Source organism: Klebsiella terrigena, from assembly GCF_012029655.1.
GTDB lineage: Bacteria > Pseudomonadota > Gammaproteobacteria > Enterobacterales > Enterobacteriaceae > Klebsiella > Klebsiella terrigena.
Genome location: NZ_CP050508.1, coordinates 2,220,288 through 2,239,672, shown reverse-complemented (window position 1 = coordinate 2,239,672; position 19,385 = coordinate 2,220,288). Strand labels below are relative to the sequence as shown.

At 61.7% G+C, this 19,385-nt stretch carries 15 protein-coding genes; 5 read left to right on the top strand and 10 right to left on the bottom strand.

Annotation, left to right across the window (positions count from 1 at the left end):
- Window positions 1–45 precede the first annotated feature (45 nt).
- Window positions 46–1,824 carry a nitrate/nitrite two-component system sensor histidine kinase NarX gene (gene narX / locus HCK03_RS10500; protein WP_167691539.1) on the top strand — a complete coding sequence of 593 codons (1,779 nt, stop codon included), beginning with the start codon at window positions 46–48 and terminating at the stop codon, window positions 1,822–1,824.
- 9 nt (window positions 1,825–1,833) lie between these two features.
- Entirely contained in the window at window positions 1,834–2,484 is a 651-nt protein-coding gene (gene narL, locus HCK03_RS10495) for a two-component system response regulator NarL (RefSeq protein WP_041146087.1), read from the top strand.
- On the opposite strand, the gene HCK03_RS10490 is transcribed toward narL, so the two are convergent.
- The 7 genes from HCK03_RS10490 to nasR form a co-directional block, all read right to left on the bottom strand.
- Window positions 2,481–3,857: a YchO/YchP family invasin gene (locus HCK03_RS10490; protein WP_115192435.1), complete on the bottom strand. Its 1,377-nt coding sequence runs from the start codon at window positions 3,855–3,857 to the stop codon at window positions 2,481–2,483. The two genes, narL and HCK03_RS10490, sit on opposite strands and share 4 nt — an antisense overlap.
- Window positions 3,858–3,961: 104 nt before the next feature.
- Window positions 3,962–6,562 (bottom strand): nitrate reductase, encoded by a 2,601-nt coding sequence (locus HCK03_RS10485; protein ID WP_167691538.1) that lies wholly within the window; start codon window positions 6,560–6,562, stop codon window positions 3,962–3,964.
- A complete protein-coding gene (gene nirB, locus HCK03_RS10480) occupies window positions 6,562–10,623 on the bottom strand; it encodes a nitrite reductase large subunit NirB (RefSeq protein ID WP_167691537.1) in 4,062 nt (1,353 codons plus the stop codon). The genes HCK03_RS10485 and nirB overlap by 1 nt, the downstream gene beginning before the upstream one ends.
- 9 nt (window positions 10,624–10,632) lie before the next feature.
- A complete protein-coding gene (locus HCK03_RS10475) occupies window positions 10,633–11,421 on the bottom strand; it encodes an ABC transporter ATP-binding protein (RefSeq protein ID WP_041146090.1) in 789 nt (262 codons plus the stop codon).
- 8 nt (window positions 11,422–11,429) lie between these two features.
- On the bottom strand, window positions 11,430–12,323 hold the full coding sequence (gene ntrB / locus HCK03_RS10470; protein ID WP_041146091.1) for a nitrate ABC transporter permease: 894 nt from the start codon (window positions 12,321–12,323) through the stop codon (window positions 11,430–11,432).
- Between the two features lies 1 nt (window position 12,324).
- The gene (locus tag HCK03_RS10465) at window positions 12,325–13,581 is read right to left on the bottom strand and encodes a CmpA/NrtA family ABC transporter substrate-binding protein (protein ID WP_123551852.1); all 1,257 of its coding nucleotides are present in this window, start codon (window positions 13,579–13,581) and stop codon (window positions 12,325–12,327) included.
- Window positions 13,582–13,830: 249 nt separating this feature from the next.
- A complete protein-coding gene (gene nasR, locus HCK03_RS10460) occupies window positions 13,831–15,027 on the bottom strand; it encodes a nitrate regulatory protein NasR (protein ID WP_167691536.1) in 1,197 nt (398 codons plus the stop codon).
- A 68-nt stretch (window positions 15,028–15,095) separates the two neighbouring features.
- On the opposite strand from nasR, the gene HCK03_RS10455 reads away from it, so the two are divergent.
- Window positions 15,096–15,449, top strand: a complete 354-nt coding sequence (locus HCK03_RS10455) for a DsrE/DsrF/TusD sulfur relay family protein (RefSeq protein WP_076947668.1) — start codon at window positions 15,096–15,098, stop codon at window positions 15,447–15,449.
- A gap of 240 nt (window positions 15,450–15,689) precedes the next feature.
- Window positions 15,690–15,932 carry a DUF1883 domain-containing protein gene (locus HCK03_RS10450; protein WP_041146094.1) on the top strand — a complete coding sequence of 81 codons (243 nt, stop codon included), beginning with the start codon at window positions 15,690–15,692 and terminating at the stop codon, window positions 15,930–15,932.
- Window positions 15,933–16,001: 69 nt separating this feature from the next.
- Here the strand turns inward: HCK03_RS10450 and HCK03_RS10445 are convergent, their stop codons facing one another.
- Both HCK03_RS10445 and chaB read right to left on the bottom strand, forming a co-directional pair.
- Window positions 16,002–16,682 carry a gamma-glutamylcyclotransferase gene (locus tag HCK03_RS10445; RefSeq protein WP_041146095.1) on the bottom strand — a complete coding sequence of 227 codons (681 nt, stop codon included), beginning with the start codon at window positions 16,680–16,682 and terminating at the stop codon, window positions 16,002–16,004.
- Window positions 16,683–16,834: 152 nt separating this feature from the next.
- Complete coding sequence (gene chaB / locus HCK03_RS10440; protein ID WP_041146096.1) at window positions 16,835–17,065, bottom strand: putative cation transport regulator ChaB; 231 nt, start codon at window positions 17,063–17,065, stop codon at window positions 16,835–16,837.
- A gap of 265 nt (window positions 17,066–17,330) precedes the next feature.
- Between chaB and chaA the strand changes: the two genes are divergently transcribed.
- Window positions 17,331–18,431, top strand: a complete 1,101-nt coding sequence (chaA, locus tag HCK03_RS10435; protein WP_041146097.1) for a sodium-potassium/proton antiporter ChaA — start codon at window positions 17,331–17,333, stop codon at window positions 18,429–18,431.
- Between the two features lie 96 nt (window positions 18,432–18,527).
- Here the strand turns inward: chaA and kdsA are convergent, their stop codons facing one another.
- Window positions 18,528–19,382 (bottom strand): 3-deoxy-8-phosphooctulonate synthase, encoded by an 855-nt coding sequence (gene kdsA / locus HCK03_RS10430; RefSeq protein WP_041146098.1) that lies wholly within the window; start codon window positions 19,380–19,382, stop codon window positions 18,528–18,530.
- Window positions 19,383–19,385: the final 3 nt, after the last annotated feature.

Here is a 19,385-nt window from a genome sequence, read left to right as displayed (position 1 = left end):
AGGTCCCACTCCCGGATGGTTTGCCGGTCAGGAGCCACGCACGCTATGTTAAAACGTCTTTTTACCCCGCTCACGCTGGTGAATCAACTGGCGCTGATTGTCCTGCTTTCGACGGCCATTGGCGTCACGGGGATCGGCATCTCCGCGCGGCTGGTGCACGGCGTCCAGGGAAGCGCACACGCGATTAATAAAGCGGGCTCGCTGAGAATGCAGAGCTACCGCCTGCTGGCCGCGGTGCCGCTCAACGAGAGCGACGACAGGCTTATCGACGAGATGACCGCCACCGTATTTAGCGAAGAGCTGCAGAACGCCGCCCTGCGGGACGGCCAGCAAAACCAGCTGAAAGCGCTGCAGCACTACTGGCAGCAGGAGCTGGCGCCGGGGATGCGGCACGCGCAGAATCAGGCGACCGTCGCCACCGACGTCGCCAGCTTTGTCGACCGTATAGACCATCTGGTCACCGCCTTTGACCATACGACCGAACGGCGCATCAGGCACGTGGTCTGGATCCAGCGGATCCTTGGCTGCGGCATGGCGCTGCTGTTTCTGTTCACCATCGTCTGGCTGCGGGCGCGGCTGCTGCGTCCGTGGAAGCAGCTGCTGGAGATGGCTCGTGCGATAAGCCATCGCGACTTTACCCAGCGCGTGCGCATCCGCGGACGCGATGAAATGGCCACCCTCGGGATGGCGCTGAACAACATGTCGGAAGAGCTGGCGGAGAGCTATTCCATACTCGAGCGGCGGGTACAGGAAAAAACCGCCGGTCTGGAGCAGAAAAACGAAATCCTCGCTTTTTTGTGGCAGGCCAACCGCCGACTGCACTCCAGCGCCCCGCTCTGCGAGCGGATCTCGCCGGTGCTTAACGGCCTGCAGGGGCTGACGCTGCTGCGCGATATTGAAGTCAGGGTCTATGACCTCGAAGATGAAGACAACCATCAGGAATTCGCCTGTCATTCAGATTTACACTGCGATGATAAAGGCTGTTATTTATGCCCGCGCGATCTGCCTCCGCTGCCCGACGGCGGGGCAACGCTGAAGTGGCGACTCTCTGATGCCCATAACCAGTACGGCATTTTGCTGGCCACTCTGCCGGCAGGCCGCCATCTGAGCCACGATCAGCAGCAGCTGGTGGATACCCTGGTCGAACAGCTGACCTCGACGCTGGCGCTGGACAGGCATCAGGAGCATCAGCAGCAGCTGATCGTGATGGAGGAGCGCGCCACTATCGCGCGCGAACTGCACGACTCGATTGCCCAGTCGCTCTCCTGCATGAAGATGCAGGTAAGCTGTCTGCAGATGCAGGGAGAACATTTACCGGAAGAGAGTCGCCAGCTGCTGGGTCAGATCCGTAACGAGCTGAACACCTCCTGGGCCCAGCTTCGCGAGCTGCTGACCACCTTCCGGCTACAGTTAACCGAACCGGGACTGCGTCCGGCGCTGGAAGCCAGCTGCATGGAATACAGCGCCCATTTCGGCTTTACGGTCAGGCTGGACTACCAGCTGCCGCCGCGTTTCGTTCCCTCGCACCAGGCGATCCATGTGCTGCAAATCGCCCGCGAGGCGCTCAGTAATGCGCTGAAGCACGCCAAAGCGACGGAGGTCACCGTAACCGTGTCGCTGCGGGATAATCAGGTCAGGCTGGTGGTGGCGGATAATGGCCGCGGCGTACCAGACCATGCCGAACGGAGTAACCATTACGGTTTAATTATTATGCGGGATCGCGCCCAGAGCTTGCGCGGAGACTGCCAGGTACGCCGTCGCGAGACGGGCGGTACCGAAGTGGTCGTCACTTTTATCCCGGAAAAATCGTTTTCAATCCAATAGGAGAACCCCATGAGTCAACAGGAACGGGCAACCATCCTTCTCATTGACGATCACCCGATGCTGCGCACCGGCGTTAAACAGCTGGTTAGTATGGCATCCGACATTCAGGTGATCGGCGAAGCCAGCAACGGCGAACAAGGTATTGCGCTGGCGGAGTCGCTGGATCCAGACCTGATCCTGCTGGATCTCAACATGCCGGGCATGAACGGCCTGGAAACCCTCGATAAGCTGCGCGAGAAATCACTCTCTGGCCGGGTGGTGGTATTCAGCGTCTCCAACCATGAAGAGGACGTGGTCACCGCCTTAAAACGCGGCGCCGACGGCTACCTGCTCAAGGATATGGAGCCGGAAGATCTGCTTAAGGCTCTGCAGCAGGCGGCTGCCGGTGAGATGGTGCTGAGCGAGGCGTTAACGCCGGTGCTGGCGGCTAGCCTGCGCGCCAACCGCGCCACCTCGGACCGCGATATCAGCCAGCTGACCCCGCGCGAGCGCGATATCCTCAAGCTTATCGCCCAGGGCCTGCCGAACAAAATGATCGCGCGCCGTCTGGAGATAACCGAAAGCACCGTGAAAGTACACGTTAAGCATATGCTGAAGAAAATGAAGCTGAAATCGCGCGTCGAAGCCGCGGTTTGGGTACACCAGGAGCGCGTTTTCTAGGGCAGTTCTCGCCAGGATACGCCCTGGGCCGAGAATTTTACCAGCGGCTCGGTCAGCGCCAGTGCGATCTCATTGGAAGAGACGCGCTGACCCGTTTTATCTTCAACCACCACCGACAGATGCCACAGGTTGGTCGCGCCGGGTTCACCGCTCCAGGCCGGCAAAATCACGCTCCAGCCGTCAGGGCTATTGGCATCTACCGGCGACGTCAGACTCAGCAGCTGCGTATCCCCTTGCCACTTCAGCGACTTAATTCCATGCAGGCTACGAATCTGCAGCTTAAGCTGCACCGTTTCCCCCGACTGCAGATCCCACGGCGGCGTCGCCAGATAGGCCGACAGCGATTTACGCTGACGATACTCGACCACCGGCAAATTATCGCGCTCCGGGCTGTCGTAGCGGCTGCCGCGTAGGGAGCGGCTGATTGCCACCTCATCGGCCGCCAGCTGCTGCTTTAACGGCACCCCGAAGCGATAGTTCAGCTTCAGCCCGACGTTATTCTGGCTAAGCCCGCTTTCACCCTGCTTATGCTTCGCCGTCACCGTGACCAGCGGAACCGGGGTGTAGTTGAGCCCCACCGATACCGCCACCGGGTTATGGTAGCCGGTCCCGGAATGGAACAGGTCAACGCTGTCGCCGAAATACTGCTCAACGCTGACGCTGGTATTAATATGCTGATAAAACGGCAGCCGCGCCTGGGCCGTGACGTCGTAGCCGCTTGCCATCCGCTGCTCCTGAGTCAGGCTGTCGCCCTGCTGCCAGCTCCCCACCGGGTGGTAGTAATTAGCCGACAGGCGCACCGACTCTCCCCACGCCTCGGCCCCGATGCTGCCGCGCGCCAGGCGCTCATCCAGCACCTTGTCGTAGAAGGAGTTATAGCCCAGCAGCCACGTTCCAACCCGCCAGCGCTGCCCCAGGCCGATATTACCCACCAGGCCGCTATCGCGCTGGGTCACCGAGTACTGGTTCCAGGTGAGGAAGTCGCCGTTATCCTGCAGCGGCACAAACCAGCTGCCCTTGCTGCCGGTAAAGTGCCCCTCCTTATCCACCAGCAAATCGACGTTGGCGTTGCCCCACGGCGATAGCCAGCTCTCCAGCTGCTGGCTGACCTCGGAGCCAATCCTGCCGATCGCAAACATCCGCGCCTGCTCGCCGGTTGTAAGGCCATTATCGCTCATGCTGGCTTCGCCGAATTTCTTCGCCATTTCGGCAAAATGCTGCGCATCCTGATCGAGCTGGGGAGCGATGCCGAGATCGGGCAGCGCCGTCTGTTTCTCGCTGAAGGCGTTGCTTCCCTGCAGGGCACGAACCGGTGCGCCGGCCAGCAGCAGGAGTACGGGGAGAAGTGGCGTAAGGCGGAATGACCAGGGCATGAAACGGATGACGTCAGCTCGCGAAGGATGGCAACAGAACCTAAGTTTACCGTTTTTTGCCATCGCCCGCAGCCCTTTGGCCAATTTCAGGAATATGCTGAATCTTACGCCCGGGCCTTATCTTCCGTTAACAGCGCTTTCAGTTCCGGGATACAGGAGCCGCAGTTGGTGCCGCATTTTAGCTTCTCCCCCAGCTCGGCTGGCGTGCGGCAGCCCCCGGCGATGGCCTCGACGATCGCCCGTTCGCCGACGCTAAAGCAGCTGCAGATGATCCGCCCGCGCGGCGCGACGTCGCCCCCTTTTCTGCCGCTTAGCAGCGCGTGGCGAAGCTCGGCCGTCGCTGGCGGCGAGCTAAAGGCGGCGATAATCCATTCGCTCTTCACCGCGGGTTCGCGGGCGTCGCTCCACCAGCCCAGCATCAGGGCGCCCTCGTGCCACGCCAGCAGATTCCACAGCGCGCCGGCCTCGGCAATCTGGACCTGCCAGCCCTGGCGCTGGCACCAGTCGGTAAGCCAGGCGCGCGGGCTTTTATCCCCCGCCAGCGAGAGATGTGTAAGCCCCACCGCCGCTCGCCGGCGCCAGTGGAGCCATTCCGGCAGCGGAACCGGCTGACGGCAGAACAGCTCGCCGTACCAGGCCGGAAGCCAGGCGGCAATTGCCACCGCCACCTGCTTGCTCTCCGGCTGGCCGGAGTGTGGGTCGGTCACCGCCGCCAGCAGATTATTCACCCGCCCCTGGCGGGCAAACTGATTATTCCAGTGCATCGGTACAAACAGCGAGCCGCGGCGCTGCCCGTCGCTGATAAGCACTTTGGCGACCATGACGCCGTTGCGCGACCAGATCCGAGCCAGCTCCCCCTCCCGCAGCTGCCAGCGGCGGGCATCAGCCGGAGCCACCTCCACCACCGGTTCGGCAATATGCTGCATCAGACGCGGCACGGTTCCGGTGCGGGTCATGGTGTGCCACTGATCGCGGATGCGCCCGCTGTTGAGGATCAGCGGATAGAAAGCGTCGGTTTCGGCGCGGGTGCCCTGCGGCGTCACCGGCACCATGCGCAGCTTGCCATCGCGGTGCCAGCCCCGGTGCAGGTTCAGCGCGGCGGTGCTGCGGCTGACCGGCCAGCATACCGGCGCCAGGTTGTCCCACTCCTCGCGGCTCAGGCTGGCCAGCCCGCCGATATCAAACGCCCGCTGGCCGTCATTCTCGAACCCTGACAGCGCGGCGTGTTCGCTGAAGACGTCGTGCGCGTGCTGCCAGGCAAAGGCCTCGCTAAAGCCCAGCTCGGCCGCGACACGGGCGATTATCCACCAGTCGGCCCTCGCCTCGCCCGGCGGCGGCAGAAAGCTGCGCTGGCGGGAGATACGGCGCTCCGAATTGGTGACGGTACCGTTCTTTTCGCCCCACGCCAGCGCCGGAAAACGAATATGGGCAAAGCGGCCGGTATCGGTGTCAGCGGCAACGTCGGAGACGATAACCAGCGGACAGGCGGCCAGCGCCTGACTCACCGCGTGGCTATCCGGCAGCGAAACCACCGGGTTGGTGCCCATTATCCATACCGCCTTCACCTCGCCGCGCCCAATGGCGGCAAACAGATCCACCGCCGTCAGCCCCGGCGTCTGCGCCAGCCGTTCGGTACCCCAGAAGCGCGAGAGGCGATGTAAATCCTGCGGTTCGAAGTTCATGTGCGCCGCCAGCATGGTTGCCAGCCCGCCCACCTCACGACCGCCCATCGCATTTGGCTGTCCGGTCAGCGAAAACGGTCCGCATCCCGGGCGGCCATATTTACCGCTCGCCAGGTGAACGTTAATGATGGCATTGCACTTATCGCTGCCGCTGGCCGACTGGTTAATCCCCATGGTGTAGAGGGTGACGGCGCGCGGCGCGGTGATAAAGTCGCGATAAAAATCGGCCACCTGCTGCGGCTCAAGGCCGCAGAATTCGGCGACGGTAGACACGTCCCACATCTGCGCCGCCGCCAGCGCCTGCTGCTGGTCGCTAAAATCGCCGGCCAGCGGTCCGTCACCGGCAATGGCGTTCAGCAGGCCGACGAACAGGCCGCCGTCGCTGCCGGGCGCCAGCGCCAGGTGCGCATCGGCAATATCGCAGGTCGCGGTGCGCCGGGGATCGATAACCACCACCCGCAGCTGCGGATTGTCGCGCTTCGCCTGCACCAGACGTTGATAAAGCACCGGATGCGCCCAGGCGGCATTTGAGCCCACCAGCACCACCAGATCGCTGTTCTCGACATCTTCATAGCTGCACGGCACCACGTCTGCGCCAAAGGCCCGCTTGTAGCCCGTCACCGCCGAGGACATGCACAGCCGCGAGTTGGTATCGATATTGGCCGCGCCGATAAAGCCCTTCATCAGCTTGTTGGCGGCGTAGTAGTCCTCGGTCAGCAGCTGGCCGGAGGCATAGAACGCCACCGCCTGCGGCCCGTAGCGGTCGACGATCTCCCGCAGCCGCGAACCCGCGGCGGCCAGCGCCTGCGACCAGCCGACGGGATTATCATCCAGCTCCGGCGTCAGCAGCCGCCCGGCGAGGGCGGTGGTCTCCCCGAGCGCCGCGCCCTTTACGCACAGGCGTCCGAGGTTGGCCGGATGTTCGGCATCGCCCCGCACGCTGACCTGGCCCGCGGCATCGACCTCAGCCAGCACGCCGCAGCCCACTCCGCAGTAGGGGCAGGTAGTTCGGGTCTCCGCCATCAGGAAGCCTCCGCGCGCGCCAGCAGAACCTGGTTGCCCACCCACACTTTGCCGTTCTCCACTTTTACCGGCCAGGCGCGTACCGCCTGCTCGCCGCCGTCGCAGGCGCGGCCGTCGCGCAGGCGAATGCGCTGTTTATAGAGCGGGGAGATGACGATCGGCTCTCCTCCGGCGTCGCCGAGGATCCCGCGCGACAGCACGTTGGCGTCGCTGCCGGGCTCGAGATTATCGAGCGCGTAAATCTGCTCGCCAAAGCGGAACAGCGCTATCTGCCGCTCGCCGAGCCGCGCGCCGATCCCGGCCTCGGCGGGGATCGCCTCGAGATCGCAAATCGCCTGCCACGGACGAGCCGAAGGCGCGCCTTCATGCAGCACCGGCGCCGCCACCGGCTGCGGCTGGCCGCGGAGCGGCTGGCGCTGCACCGCATCGTCCGGCTGCTCGCTGTTGACATAGGAGCGGAACAGCGACAGGCGCTGCGGATCGTTAAGGGTGGTTTGCCACTCGCACTGGTAGCTGTCCACCACCCGCGCCATCTCCTGCTCCAGCTCTTCGCCGATCCCGAGGCTGTCCTCGAGGATCACCTTGCGCAGATAGTCGATGCCGCCCTCAAGGTTGTCCAGCCAGGTGCTGGTTCGCTGCAGGCGATCGGCGGTGCGGATATAGAACATCAGCAGGCGGTCGACGGTGCGGATCAGCGTCGCGTCGTCGATATCGCTGGCAAACAGGTCCGCGTGGCGCGGCTTCATGCCGCCGTTGCCGCAGACGTAAAGATTCCAGCCCTTTTCGGTGGCGATCACCCCGATATCTTTGCCCTGCGCCTCGGCGCATTCACGCGTGCAGCCGGAGACCGCCATTTTGATCTTATGCGGCGCGCGCAGGCCCTTGTAGCGATGTTCGAGGGTCACCGCCAGGCCGGTCGAATCCTGCACACCGTAGCGGCACCAGGTGGAGCCGACGCAGGACTTCACCGTGCGCAAGGATTTACCGTAGGCGTGGCCGGTTTCAAACCCGGCATCAGCCAGCTCGCGCCAGATAGCCGGCAGCTCTTCCAGACGGGCGCCAAAGAGGTCGATCCGCTGGCCGCCGGTAATTTTGCTGTACAGCTGGTAGCGTTTAGCAATCTGCCCGATAGCAATCAGGCCGTCCGGCGTCACCTCGCCGGCCGCCATGCGCGGAACCACCGAATAGGTGCCGTCCTTCTGAATGTTGGCGAAGTAGCGGTCGTTAGTATCCTGCAGCGGCAAATGCGCCGGCTTCAGCAGATATTCGTTCCAGCAGGAGGCCAGCACCGAGGCCACCAGCGGCTTACAAATTTCGCAGCCGTGCCCCTGGCCGTAGCGGGCAATCAGCTGTTCAAAGGTATGGATGTGGTTGACGCGCACGAGGTGATAAATCTCCTGCCGCGACCACGGGAAGTGCTCGCAGACGTCCTTTTTGACCTCGACGCCCTGGGCCGAAAGCTGATACTCCATGACCTGCTTGACCAGCGCGCTGCAGCCGCCGCAGCCGGTCGCGGCTTTGGTACAGCTTTTGATCGCCGCCATATCACCCGCGCCGCCGCTGACCGCCTGGCAAATATCGCCTTTACTGACGTTATGGCAGGAGCAGATTTGTGCGCTGTCCGGCAGCGCCGCCACGCCGAGCGCCTTCGGCGCGCTGCCCTCAAGGGCTGGCAAAATCAGGCTTTCCGGGCGCGACGGCAGCGCCATGTCGTTGAGCATCATCTGCAGCAGGGTGGCGTAATCGCTGGCGTCGCCCACCAGCACGCCGCCAAGCAGCTTTTTGCCATCCTCGCTGACGACGATTTTTTTATAGATCTGCTCCGGTCCGTGGGTCCACTGATAGCTCTGGCTACCGGGCGTGCGGCCCTGAGCGTCGCCGAAGGAGGCGACGTCGATACCCAGCAGCTTGAGCTTGGTGCTCATATCCGCCCCGCCGAAGCGCGCCTCTTCTCCGGCCAGATCCGCCGCCGCCGTTCTCGCCATCTGGTAGCCCGGCGCCACCAGGCCGTAAATTTTATTCTCCCACAGGGCGCACTCGCCGATGGCCAGCACGTCCGGGTCGGAGGTGCGGCAGCGATCGTCGATGCAGATACCGCCCCGCTCACCCACCGCCAGCCCGCTGCTACGCGCCAGCGCGTCCTGCGGGCGGATACCGGCGGAGAACACCACCATATCGGTGCTGAGCGAGCCGCCGTCGGCAAAGTTAAGCGCCAGCCCGTTGGCCTCGCGGACGATCTGCTGGGTCGCCTTGCTGGTATGCACTCCGACGCCAATATTGCTAATTTTTTCCCGCAGCATGGCCGCTCCCGGGCCGTCCAGCTGCACCGCCATCAGGTTCGGCGCAAACTCCACCACGTGAGTTTCCAGCCCCAGCTGCTTGAGCGCATTGGCGGCCTCCAGCCCCAGCAGGCCGCCGCCAATCACCACCCCGCGTTTCGCCCCGCTGGCGCAGGCGGCAATCCGGTCAAGATCGTCCAGCGTACGGTAGACGAAGCAGCCGTCAAGATCGTGGCCCGGCATCTGCGGAACGAAGGGGTAAGAGCCGGTTGCCAGCACCAGCTTGTCCCAGTGGGTTTCATGGCCGTGAGCATCGCGAACCACCCGCGCATCGCGGTCAATGGCGGCAACCGGCTCGCTGAGGCGCAGCTCAATCCCGTTGTCGGTAAAGAAGTCGCCCTCCACCAGCGACAGCGATTCCGCGCTGCGGCCGGCAAAATATTCCGACAGATGCACCCGGTCATAGGCGGCGTAGCGCTCTTCGCAAAACACCACGATACGATACTGTTGATGCAGGTTACGGCTGACGCATTGCTCAAGAAAGTGGTGGCCGACCATGCCGTGTCCGATCAGCACCAAAACAGGTTTTGTCATCGTGATTTGTCCTGCAGCGCGCGGCTGCGTTGAAGAAGGGTCAAAAAGCCATTCCGGCGGCGCGCTGGTTCCCAGCTGTGCCGTCAGCGGCGCCGCGTTCGCGCAGTCGCCGAGCAATAAAACGCCGCGCAGCTTGCCGTCTCGCAGCAGCAGTCGGCGGTAGTGTTGGGCCAGCGGATCCCAGCTGGTCCACTGCTCATCCCGTTCGCCGGCCAGCTGCTCTCCGGCGCTGAACAGCTCAATACCGGTCACCTTCAGGCGGGTCCCGCTGTCCTGCCAGCTAAAATCGGCCCCCGGCGTCGCGCATAGCCTTGCGGCCAGCACTTCGGCCTGGCGCAGACAGGGCGCCACCAGCCCCCAGGTGCGGCCGTCAATTTCACAGCATTCGCCAATCGCGCTGACGCCCGGCAGCGCGGTCGCCATCTGGCGATCGACGACAATTCCCCGTCGGCACTCAAGGCCGCTGCGCTGCGCCAGCTCAATATTGGGACGTACGCCGGTTGCCAGCACCACGCGGCTGGCGGCGAAGGTTCTGCCATCCTCCAGCACCACGTCGCGCTCGCGAATGGCCGCGATACGGCAGGCCACCACGCAGCCAATTCCCCGCGCCTCCAGCTGGCTCTGCAGCTGCTGGCCGGCGAACGCATCGGTTTGCTGCTCCATCAGCCACTCGCCGCGGTGCAGTAAAGTGACCTCATCGCCGGAACGGCGCAGCGCGGCGGCCGCCTCGACGCCCAGCACGCCGCCGCCAATCACCACCGCCGGACCGCCGATCGCCAGAATGGCCTCGACGTCGGCAAACGTGCGAAAGGCGTAAACGTGCGGCAGCCCGGCGCCCGCCAGCGGCGGGATCGTCGCCTGCGAGCCGGTGGCGAAAATCAGCTCATCCCAGCGCAGCTCGCCCCGGGTGGTGCGCAAGGTTTGCGCCCGCACGTCGACGGCCTCAACCCTCTCCCCGGTCCGTACCGTCACGTCGTGCTGCTGATACCACTGCGCGGGCAGCAGCAGCGTCTGGGCCAGCGTTTTTTCGCCCCCCAGCACCGGCGACAGCTGGATGCGGTTATAGGCCTGGCAAGGCTCATCCCCGATAATCGTGATGTGAAACGCGCCGTCCGCCCGCGCCGCCAGCGTTTGGGCTAATCGGGTGGCCGCCATCCCGTTGCCGATAATCACCAGTTGCCGCTTCATCGCCGCCCCCTACGCCGCTTTCGGCTGTTTTTCGTAGAGGAAATGCAGGATCTGCTGGCGCAGGTGGTGATAGCGGCTATCGTCCGCCAGCTGCACGCGATTGCGCGGCCGGGGCAGATTGATATCGAGGATTTCACCGACCGTCGCCGCCGGGCCGTTGGTCATCATCATCACCCGGTCCGACAGCAGCACCGCCTCATCAACGTCGTGGGTAATCATCACGATGGTGGTGTTCAGCGCCTGCTGAATTTGCATGACCGCATCCTGCAGATGGGCACGGGTCAGGGCGTCGAGCGCGCCGAAGGGTTCATCCAGCAGCAGCACCTTTGGCTTCATCGCCAGTGCCCTGGCGATCCCCACGCGCTGCTTCATTCCCCCTGAGATTTCTCCCGGGCGCTTGTGCAGCGCATGGCCCATCTGCACCCGGTCGAGGTTGTGCTCAATCCACTCCCGGCGCTCGGCCTTGCTCATGGTGCGACGAAAGACCCGATCCACCGCCAGCGCGACGTTGTCAAAGCAGGTCAGCCACGGCAGCAGGGAGTGGTTTTGAAACACCACCGCCCGCTCCGGCCCCGGCCCGGCGATTTCGCGGTTATCGCACAGCAGGCCTCCTTCCGTCGGCAGCGTAATCCCGGCAATCAGATTCAGCAGCGTCGATTTGCCGCAGCCGGAGTGGCCGATCAGGCTGACGGTTTCCCCTTCGTAGATATCGAAGGAGACGTTTTGCAGAGCCAAAAACTCGCCGCTGGCGGTATTAAAACGCTGGCTGACGGCCTGTACCTGAATTAATGGTTTCATAGCGACTCCTATTTTTCCTGCCAGCTGAAGCGGCGGGCGATAAGCATGAGGCCCTGCTCAAGCAGCAGGCCGACGACGCCGATAATGACGATGGCGATAATGATGTTTTCCACGTTGAGGTTGTTCCATTCGTTCCAGATCCAGAACCCAATCCCCAGACCGCCGGTGAGCATTTCAGCGGCGACAATCACCAGCCAGGCGATGCCTATCGACAGGCGCACCCCGGTCAGCACGGCGGGCAGCACCGCCGGGAAGAGAATGCGGCGCATCACCGTCCATTCGGAAAGCTGCAAAACGCGCGCCACGTTCAGGTAGTCCTGCGGGATCCGCCGGACGCCTTCGGCGGTGTTGATCACCATCGGCCAGATGGAGCAGATAAAGATGGTCCAGCTCGACGCAGGCTCCGCTTTCTGGAACAGCAGCAGGCCGATTGGCAGCCAGGCCAGCGGGCTGACCGGACGCAGCAGCGCGATCAGCGGATTAAACATGCGGGCGAAGAACAGCGAACGACCAATCAGGAAGCCCAGCGGAATGCCGACCAGCGCCGCGAGGCCGAAGCCCACCGCCACGCGCTGCAGCGAGGCCAGCACGTTCCAGCCGATACCCATGTCGTTAGGGCCGTCCTGATAAAACGGGTCGGCAAACAGCGTCAGCGCCGAATCAAGCGTGCTGAGCGGCGTCGGGAAGCCTTTGCCGTTAATCGCCGCCATCTGCCAGCAGAACAGGAGTAGCCCCAGCCCCAGCAGCGGCGGCAGCACCCGCTGGACGCCTTCGCGCAGCCAGCGCGTGACGGCGGGCGTTGGCCGCCGGACCTGCACCGGCGGCAGGATAATGACTTCGCCCGGCGCTTTTTCAGCGCTGGCGACTGCGGGTTGGGTACTATTTTTTTGCGCGTGTTTCATCTCATGCCCCCATACGTTGAATCGCAAAGCCGCGGGCGTAGCCTTCAGGATCGGCCCCCGTCCAGACCGTTCCGTCCATCAATGTGCTGCTGCGCATCACCTGAGCCGGCGCGCTAATGCCGCCAACGGCCTGCGCCGCCTCTTTCCATACGTCAATTCGGTTAATACGCTGCGCCACCGCCTGATAATCCGGCGCCGCTTTCAGCAGCCCCCAGCGTCGGAACTGGGTCATGAACCACATGCCATCCGACAGCCACGGGAAGCTAACTTCTCCGCGATCGTAGAAACGAATCGGGTGCGCGTCCTGCCAGCTGCGCCCCAGTCCGTTGTTGTATTCACCCAGCATCCGCCCGGTGAGGTACTGCTCTTTGGTATTCAGCCACGCGCGTTTCGCCAGAATGCGCGCCGTCTCGCGGGTGTTCTCTGGCGAAGCCTCTATCCAGCGCGAGGCCTCCATCACCGCCGCAACCAGCGCCCGGGCGGTATTCGGATTACGCTCCACCCACTCGCTGCGGGTGCCGAGAATTTTTTCCGGATGATCCGGCCAGATCTCCTGAGAGGTGGCGGCGGTAAAACCGATGCGATCGTTGATGGCCCGCGCGTTCCACGGCTCGCCGACGCAGAAGCCCACCATGTTGCCGATCCGCATGTTCATCACCATCTGCGGCGGCGGCACGACGACGGTGCGCACATCGTCGAACGGATTGATGCCACCGCTGGCGAGCCAGTAATAGAGCCACATCGCGTGGGTGCCGGTAGGAAAGGTATGGGCAAAGGTGTAGCTACCCGGCGCGCTCTGGCCAATCAGCCGCTTCAGGCCTGGAAGATCGGTCGCGCCTTTGTCCTGCAGGTCCCGTGACAGGGTGATGGCCTGCCCGTTGCGGTTGAGGGTCATCAGGTTGGCCATGGACTGCGGTTTGCTGGCAATACCCAGCTCAAGGCCGTACAGCAGGCCGTAGAGGATATGCGCCGCATCCAGCTCGCCGGAGATCAGCTTGTCGCGCACCGCCGCCCAGCTGGCCTCTTTGGTCGGCACAAGGGTAATGCCATATTTTTTATCAAAGCCTTTCAGCGACGCGATCGCCAAAGGCGCACAGTCGGTTAGCGGAATAAAGCCCACCCGCACGGTGGTTTGCTCCGGCTTATCGGAGCCTGCCGCCCACGCGGACTGCATCAGCCCAGGCAGCAGCATCGCGCCGCCAAGCGCGGCCCCTGCCTGTAGAAAACGCCGCCGTGTCATCGAAATCTTATCGCCCATACCCGCTCCAGAACGCGCAAAAAAAAAGCGCCCGACAGTGCTTACGCACTGCAGGACGCCTTTATCCATGGACCCGCATGCCGCCGTTGGCCTGCTGCCCAAAAATGGTGAACTAACTCGATTTAGCTAATGCAAACGGGATGCCAGTTTTCCCTATGGCCGCTTTTGGCGCGTTTCCTCCCTGCAAAAGCGGCTGTCGGGGCAAAAGTTGCACCGTCGACAGGCACAAAATGCCCGCCCATTGTGCACCTACTCCTTTGGGGTTAGCGGCCATAATGACTTGACCATCAGCAGCGCGCGGGCGATTTCAACCATCCGCTGATTCTTATCCATCGCCATCTTGCGCAGCGCCTGCCAGGCCTGCTCTTCATTCATTCCCTGATGGGACATCAGGACGCTTTTGGCCTTCTCAATGACCTTGCGCTCTTCGAGACTATCTTTTAGCGACGCCAGCTGGCCGGAGAGCTGCTGCAGCTCATACGCCTGCTGGCGAACCAGCGGCAGCAGCTGCCTGTCCAGCCGTCGCGCAACGTCATCGCCGCCATCCTCTTCCAGCCAGCGGTCGGGCGGCATCTCCGGTCCACTCCCCTGCAGCAGCCGATCGACTGCATCGAGCAGATCGCTAATCAGCCGCTCTTCCAGACCGCGCATCAGCTCCAGACGCTGCGTCTGGGCGCAGAACCAGCGTAGCGCCGTCTCGCCGTTGTCCTCCGAGGGCTGACGGGTACAGGCGATACGCCGAAGCTGCTCTATTTCGATGCTGGCCTGGCACTGCGCATTAAACAGCGCGGTCTGCGCCGCGTCGGCCAGGGCCAGAAAGCTGTCAAAGCACGGCTGCTGTCCGTCGATACGGTCCACCAGCAGCTGGCGCAGCTCGTCGCTGAACTGACCGCGGGTAAAGCCCAGCGCCCCCAGCGCGCGCTCCTGACCCACCAGCTCCTTGCCCTGCATAAAGCTGTAGAGCGCCACCATCCCTCCGGCTATCTGCGGATCGTCGATGCTGTCATTGAGCTGCGGGACGATATTCAGCAGATGTCGGATAATGCGGCTGAACTGGCCGGTTGCCTCTTCGGCGGCAATAGTGCGCTGGCGCACGGCCTCGCGCAGGGCGGGAAGCTGCCCGAGGTACCATACCGCGCTGGCGATGCGCCAGCACAGGGCGCTGCTGGCGCTGGCGCTCGCCGGCTCCAGCGCCTGGCGAAAGACGACCAGCTGCTCATTTACCAGCGCCCCGCCGGCGCGACACTCCGCGGCGTAGAGCCGGCCGCCGGAACATAGCCAGATATTGGAGGCTCCGCGCTCGCACTGCAGCATATGCACCAGGGCGCTTATCTGATTGGCCAGCGCGCCCTGCTGCGCCAGCTGCCGCAGCTGCTGCTTCTGGAGCTGGCGCGCATGTTGGAACCAGTCGTTTGCTTCAGGCACGGTGCCGGCCGTATTATTCATGCTCTCTCCAGGGTTAACGCTTTATACTTCAGCCAAGCAATAACCGTGCCTTATACAAAGGAGTCCTTATGCAAAGTATTGTGCTTATCGCCAACGGCGCTGCCTACGGTAGCGAATCCCTGTTCAACAGCCTGCGCCTGGCGATTGCCCTGCGCGAACAGCAGTCCGAACTGACGCTGAAGGTGTTTTTAATGTCCGACGCGGTTACCGCCGGGCTGCGCGGTCAAAAACCGGCGGAAGGCTATAACATTCAGCAGATGCTGGAGATCCTCACCGCGCAGAACGTGCCGGTGAAGCTGTGCAAAACCTGCACCGACGGCCGGGGGATAACCTCCCTGCCGCTGATCGATGGCGTTGAGATCGGCACGCTGGTTGAGCTGGCGCAGTGGACGCTGGCGGCGGATAAAGTCCTGACCTTCTGAGTTAACCCTCTTTAGCAGGATTAAATGTCAGGCTGGCATCGTTTATTGCGTTAAAAGATATGCCAGCTGAATGCTTTCAGGAACAACATCATTTTTGTTTAATCTTTATCCTTTTTTTTGATCAAAATCATCATCCGTATCTTCCCCATTTGGTGTTATGCCATGAGCAAAGTGTGAACAATATCACGCGCAGGATTGAACGGGCAGGATGCCGTGGGCTGACAAATACGGGGTAGGAAAATGGCAATGGTAAAAGCAAGTTTGACGTTGTTTGGCGGTGATACGCTGGTGGTTCGTTGTTCAGAGCCCTGCCATATTCACCTGATGAGCGCGAAGGTTCCAGGCGACAGCCACGCGGATGTGCTGAGCGTGCAGGATCGGGACAGCGCGTATATGACTGTGCCCTACAGCGGCACCTGGAACGTGCTTATCGACAGCCACAGCCAGTCGCTGGAGCACTCAATCAGCTACGTTCCCGCCTGAGGCATGCGCCTGGCGCGTTGTGACTGCAGCATCAAACGTCTCTTCATGCCCGGGTCTCCCGGGCATTTCTCAGGCCAGCCCCGGCTGACCGCTATCGCCCAGCAGATTTCGCACCTTGCCGACCAGATCGTCGAGGCAATCGTCGTGCATGCCGAGCTTGCGCAGCTCCTGCTCGAGCGAGAAAAGGTACTGGGCGTTAGTGCCAAGCGGGCCGCTGGCTTTGGCGATCAGCGGCGCGATCACCTGGGCGCTGGTATCGGCTTCGAACAGCGGATGACGCGGATCCATAATGAAGACCAGCGCGTTGACCGTCCGCCCGTCGTCGAGCTCCAGCTTGCACCAGGTCGGCAGATAGCAGCCGGTGATCATCTCCCGCTTCCACAGCAGGGTGAGCTCTTCTTCCAGCGTGCAGTCCGGCAGGCGATAGGCGACGCCGGTGGTGCGCCCGCCCTCCTTCAGCGCCAGCATGCGCCCCGGCTGATGCGCGCTTCCGCGCCCGGCGGTGAGCCGCAGGCAAAAGGCGCGGTGCCAGCCCGGCAGCGTACCGGTACAGGACTCACGATACTCGAGGGCCGGGTTCCACATCAGCGAACCGTAGCCAAAAATCCATACCGATCCCGCGTCTGGACGACAGGCTAAAGTGGCCGCCAGCGAGGCTGCCCGTTGCTCTGCCGACCAGAGTAGCGATTCCTCAATAGCGCCAAACGCCGTTTTACAATCCGCATTGATTAAGAAATCACGTGTTAACACTGTCTACTACCTCCGCCACTGCCCGCTTCCCGGCGTTTATCTGATGCCATCCTTGTGAAACATTCTTATGAAACATTGCTGAATTATTATCCAGCTTTATTTGGCAATTAGCAATTAACGCCGCTCAGGCGCCGCGTGGGTAGCAGGATCGGCTATGACTTCCTGTGCCAGCGGTCATCGTCTCCCTTTTGATAGTCATGCTTTACCGCCGCCCAGGCCACTTTATGCGCCGTCTCTTCGCGGCTGGCGTCGCCCCGACGGTCCTCGCTATGTTTGTACTGGTCCCAGGCGCTGTTAAAGGCTTCTTTATAAATCTCCTGAGCATGTTCAGGCAGGACGTGGCGGACGCTGTCGGGTAGGTCTTTTTTACTGTGATAAGGCATAGTGTTCTCCAGAAAGGGGGTGTAATTTAATTCTGGAACGCAATATTGCTCTACGCAAGGCGGGAGGGAGTGAGAAGTCGACTTTAGTAATTATCTGAATAGTAAATATAAAAGCGCAATAACAGCAGGTTATAGCAATCTAACAGCATTAGTGGTTGATAGCGGTAAATTTAAGTAAAAAAACCAATCAATTTCCGTAATGTCTGGTATTTTATCAACTTACAGTATCTATAATTATAACACCTGCACAATATGGAGATGGTTCATGACCCATGCACATGAGGCGGTAAAAACCCGCCACAAGGAGACGTCCCTCGTATTTCCGCTGCTGGCACTGGCAGTGCTTTTCTTCTTCGGAAGTAGCCAGTCACTGCCAGTGGTTATTGCGATTAATATTCTGGCGTTAGTCGGCATTCTCAGCAGCGCATTCAGCGTAGTACGCCACGCGGACGTGCTGGCCCACCGCTTGGGCGAGCCCTACGGTTCGCTCATTCTAAGCCTGTCGGTCGTTATTCTTGAAGTTAGCCTGATTTCCGCGCTGATGGCCACCGGCGACGCGGCGCCGACGCTGATGCGCGATACCCTGTACTCGATAATCATGATCGTTACCGGCGGCCTGGTCGGCTTCTCGCTGCTGCTGGGCGGGCGTAAGTTCGCCACCCAGTACATGAATCTGTTCGGTATCAAGCAGTATTTAATCGCCCTCTTCCCGCTGGCGATTATCGTGCTGGTGTTTCCCATGGCCCTGCCTGGCGCCAATTTCTCCACCAGTCAGGCGCTGCTGGTGGCGCTTATTTCGGCGGCCATGTACGGCGTTTTCCTGTTGATTCAGACCAAAACGCACCAGAGCCTGTTTATTTATGAGCATGAAGATGACGGCGACGACGATGACCCGCATCACGGCAAGCCGTCGGCGCACAGCAGCGGCTGGCACACCGCGTGGCTGCTCATTCACCTGATTGCGGTGATTGCGGTGACCAAGATGAACGCCAACCCGCTGGAGACGCTGCTGACCAGCATGAACGCGCCGGTGGCCTTTACCGGTTTCCTGGTGGCGCTGCTGATCCTCTCCCCGGAAGGCCTGGGTGCCCTGAAGGCGGTATTAAACAATCAGGTACAGCGCGCGATGAATCTGTTCTTCGGTTCGGTGCTGGCAACCATCTCTCTGACCGTACCGGTCGTGACCCTGATTGCCTTTTTAACCGGCAATGAGCTGCACTTTGGCCTCGGGTCGCCGGAGATGATCGTCATGGTTTCATCCCTGCTGCTGTGCCAGATCTCGTTCTCGACCGGACGCACCAACGTGCTCAACGGCGCGGCGCACCTGGCGCTATTCGCCGCCTATCTGATGACCATTTTTGCCTGATTCACCTCCCCCGGCCGCGCGACGCGGCACGGGGGAGGATGCATAAAAAAGCCTGCCGGTTTTGCAACCGGCAGGCTTTTGTCATATCAGGGGCCGCTACTTGCTGGTATCCAGCTCGTCAAAGCCTTTAACCAGATCGTCGATAGCCTTCATTTGCTTGAGGAACGGCTCCAGCTTATCCAGCGGCAGCGCGGACGGGCCGTCGCATTTCGCATGTTCCGGGTCCGGGTGCGCTTCAATGAACAGACCGGCGATACCGACCGCCATACCGGCACGCGCCAGTTCAGCAACCTGCGCACGACGACCGCCGGAAGCGGCGCCAAACGGGTCGCGGCACTGCAGAGCGTGGGTGACGTCAAAGATAACCGGCGAGTTGTTGGAGGCTTTTTTCATCACCCCAAAGCCCAGCATATCAACAACCAGGTTGTCGTAGCCGAAGTTAGCGCCGCGGTCGCACAGAATAACCTTGTCGTTGCCGCCTTCAATAAACTTGTCGACGATGTTACCCATCTGGCCCGGGCTGACGAACTGCGGTTTCTTAACGTTGATCACCGCGCCGGTTTTCGCCATTGCTTCAACCAGGTCGGTCTGGCGGGCGAGGAACGCCGGCAGCTGAATCACGTCAACCACGTCGGCCACGGCCTGCGCCTGGCTGGCTTCATGAACGTCAGTGATGATTTTCACGCCGAAAGCCTGCTTCAGCTCCTGGAAAATCTTCATCCCTTCTTCCAGGCCCGGCCCGCGATAGGAGTGGATGGAAGAACGGTTGGCTTTATCAAAAGAGGCTTTGAACACATAAGGAATACCCAGCTTCTGCGTCACCGTCACGTAGTGTTCGCAGATACGCATCGCGAGATCGCGGGATTCCAGCACGTTCATCCCGCCAAACAGGACGAAAGGCAGGTCGTTTGCTACGTTGATATCACCAATGCTAACCACTTTTTGTTTCATAAG

Coding starts and splice junctions, on each gene's coding strand:
- narX (WP_167691539.1), top strand. CDS start 46: ATGTTAAAACGTCTTTTTACCCCGCTCACGCTGGTGAATCAACTGGCG.
- narL (WP_041146087.1), top strand. CDS start 1,834: ATGAGTCAACAGGAACGGGCAACCATCCTTCTCATTGACGATCACCCG.
- HCK03_RS10490 (WP_115192435.1), bottom strand. CDS start 3,857: ATGCCCTGGTCATTCCGCCTTACGCCACTTCTCCCCGTACTCCTGCTG.
- HCK03_RS10485 (WP_167691538.1), bottom strand. CDS start 6,562: ATGGCGGAGACCCGAACTACCTGCCCCTACTGCGGAGTGGGCTGCGGC.
- nirB (WP_167691537.1), bottom strand. CDS start 10,623: ATGAAGCGGCAACTGGTGATTATCGGCAACGGGATGGCGGCCACCCGA.
- HCK03_RS10475 (WP_041146090.1), bottom strand. CDS start 11,421: ATGAAACCATTAATTCAGGTACAGGCCGTCAGCCAGCGTTTTAATACC.
- ntrB (WP_041146091.1), bottom strand. CDS start 12,323: ATGAAACACGCGCAAAAAAATAGTACCCAACCCGCAGTCGCCAGCGCT.
- HCK03_RS10465 (WP_123551852.1), bottom strand. CDS start 13,581: ATGGGCGATAAGATTTCGATGACACGGCGGCGTTTTCTACAGGCAGGG.
- nasR (WP_167691536.1), bottom strand. CDS start 15,027: ATGAATAATACGGCCGGCACCGTGCCTGAAGCAAACGACTGGTTCCAA.
- HCK03_RS10455 (WP_076947668.1), top strand. CDS start 15,096: ATGCAAAGTATTGTGCTTATCGCCAACGGCGCTGCCTACGGTAGCGAA.
- HCK03_RS10450 (WP_041146094.1), top strand. CDS start 15,690: ATGGCAATGGTAAAAGCAAGTTTGACGTTGTTTGGCGGTGATACGCTG.
- chaB (WP_041146096.1), bottom strand. CDS start 17,065: ATGCCTTATCACAGTAAAAAAGACCTACCCGACAGCGTCCGCCACGTC.
- chaA (WP_041146097.1), top strand. CDS start 17,331: ATGACCCATGCACATGAGGCGGTAAAAACCCGCCACAAGGAGACGTCC.
- kdsA (WP_041146098.1), bottom strand. CDS start 19,382: ATGAAACAAAAAGTGGTTAGCATTGGTGATATCAACGTAGCAAACGAC.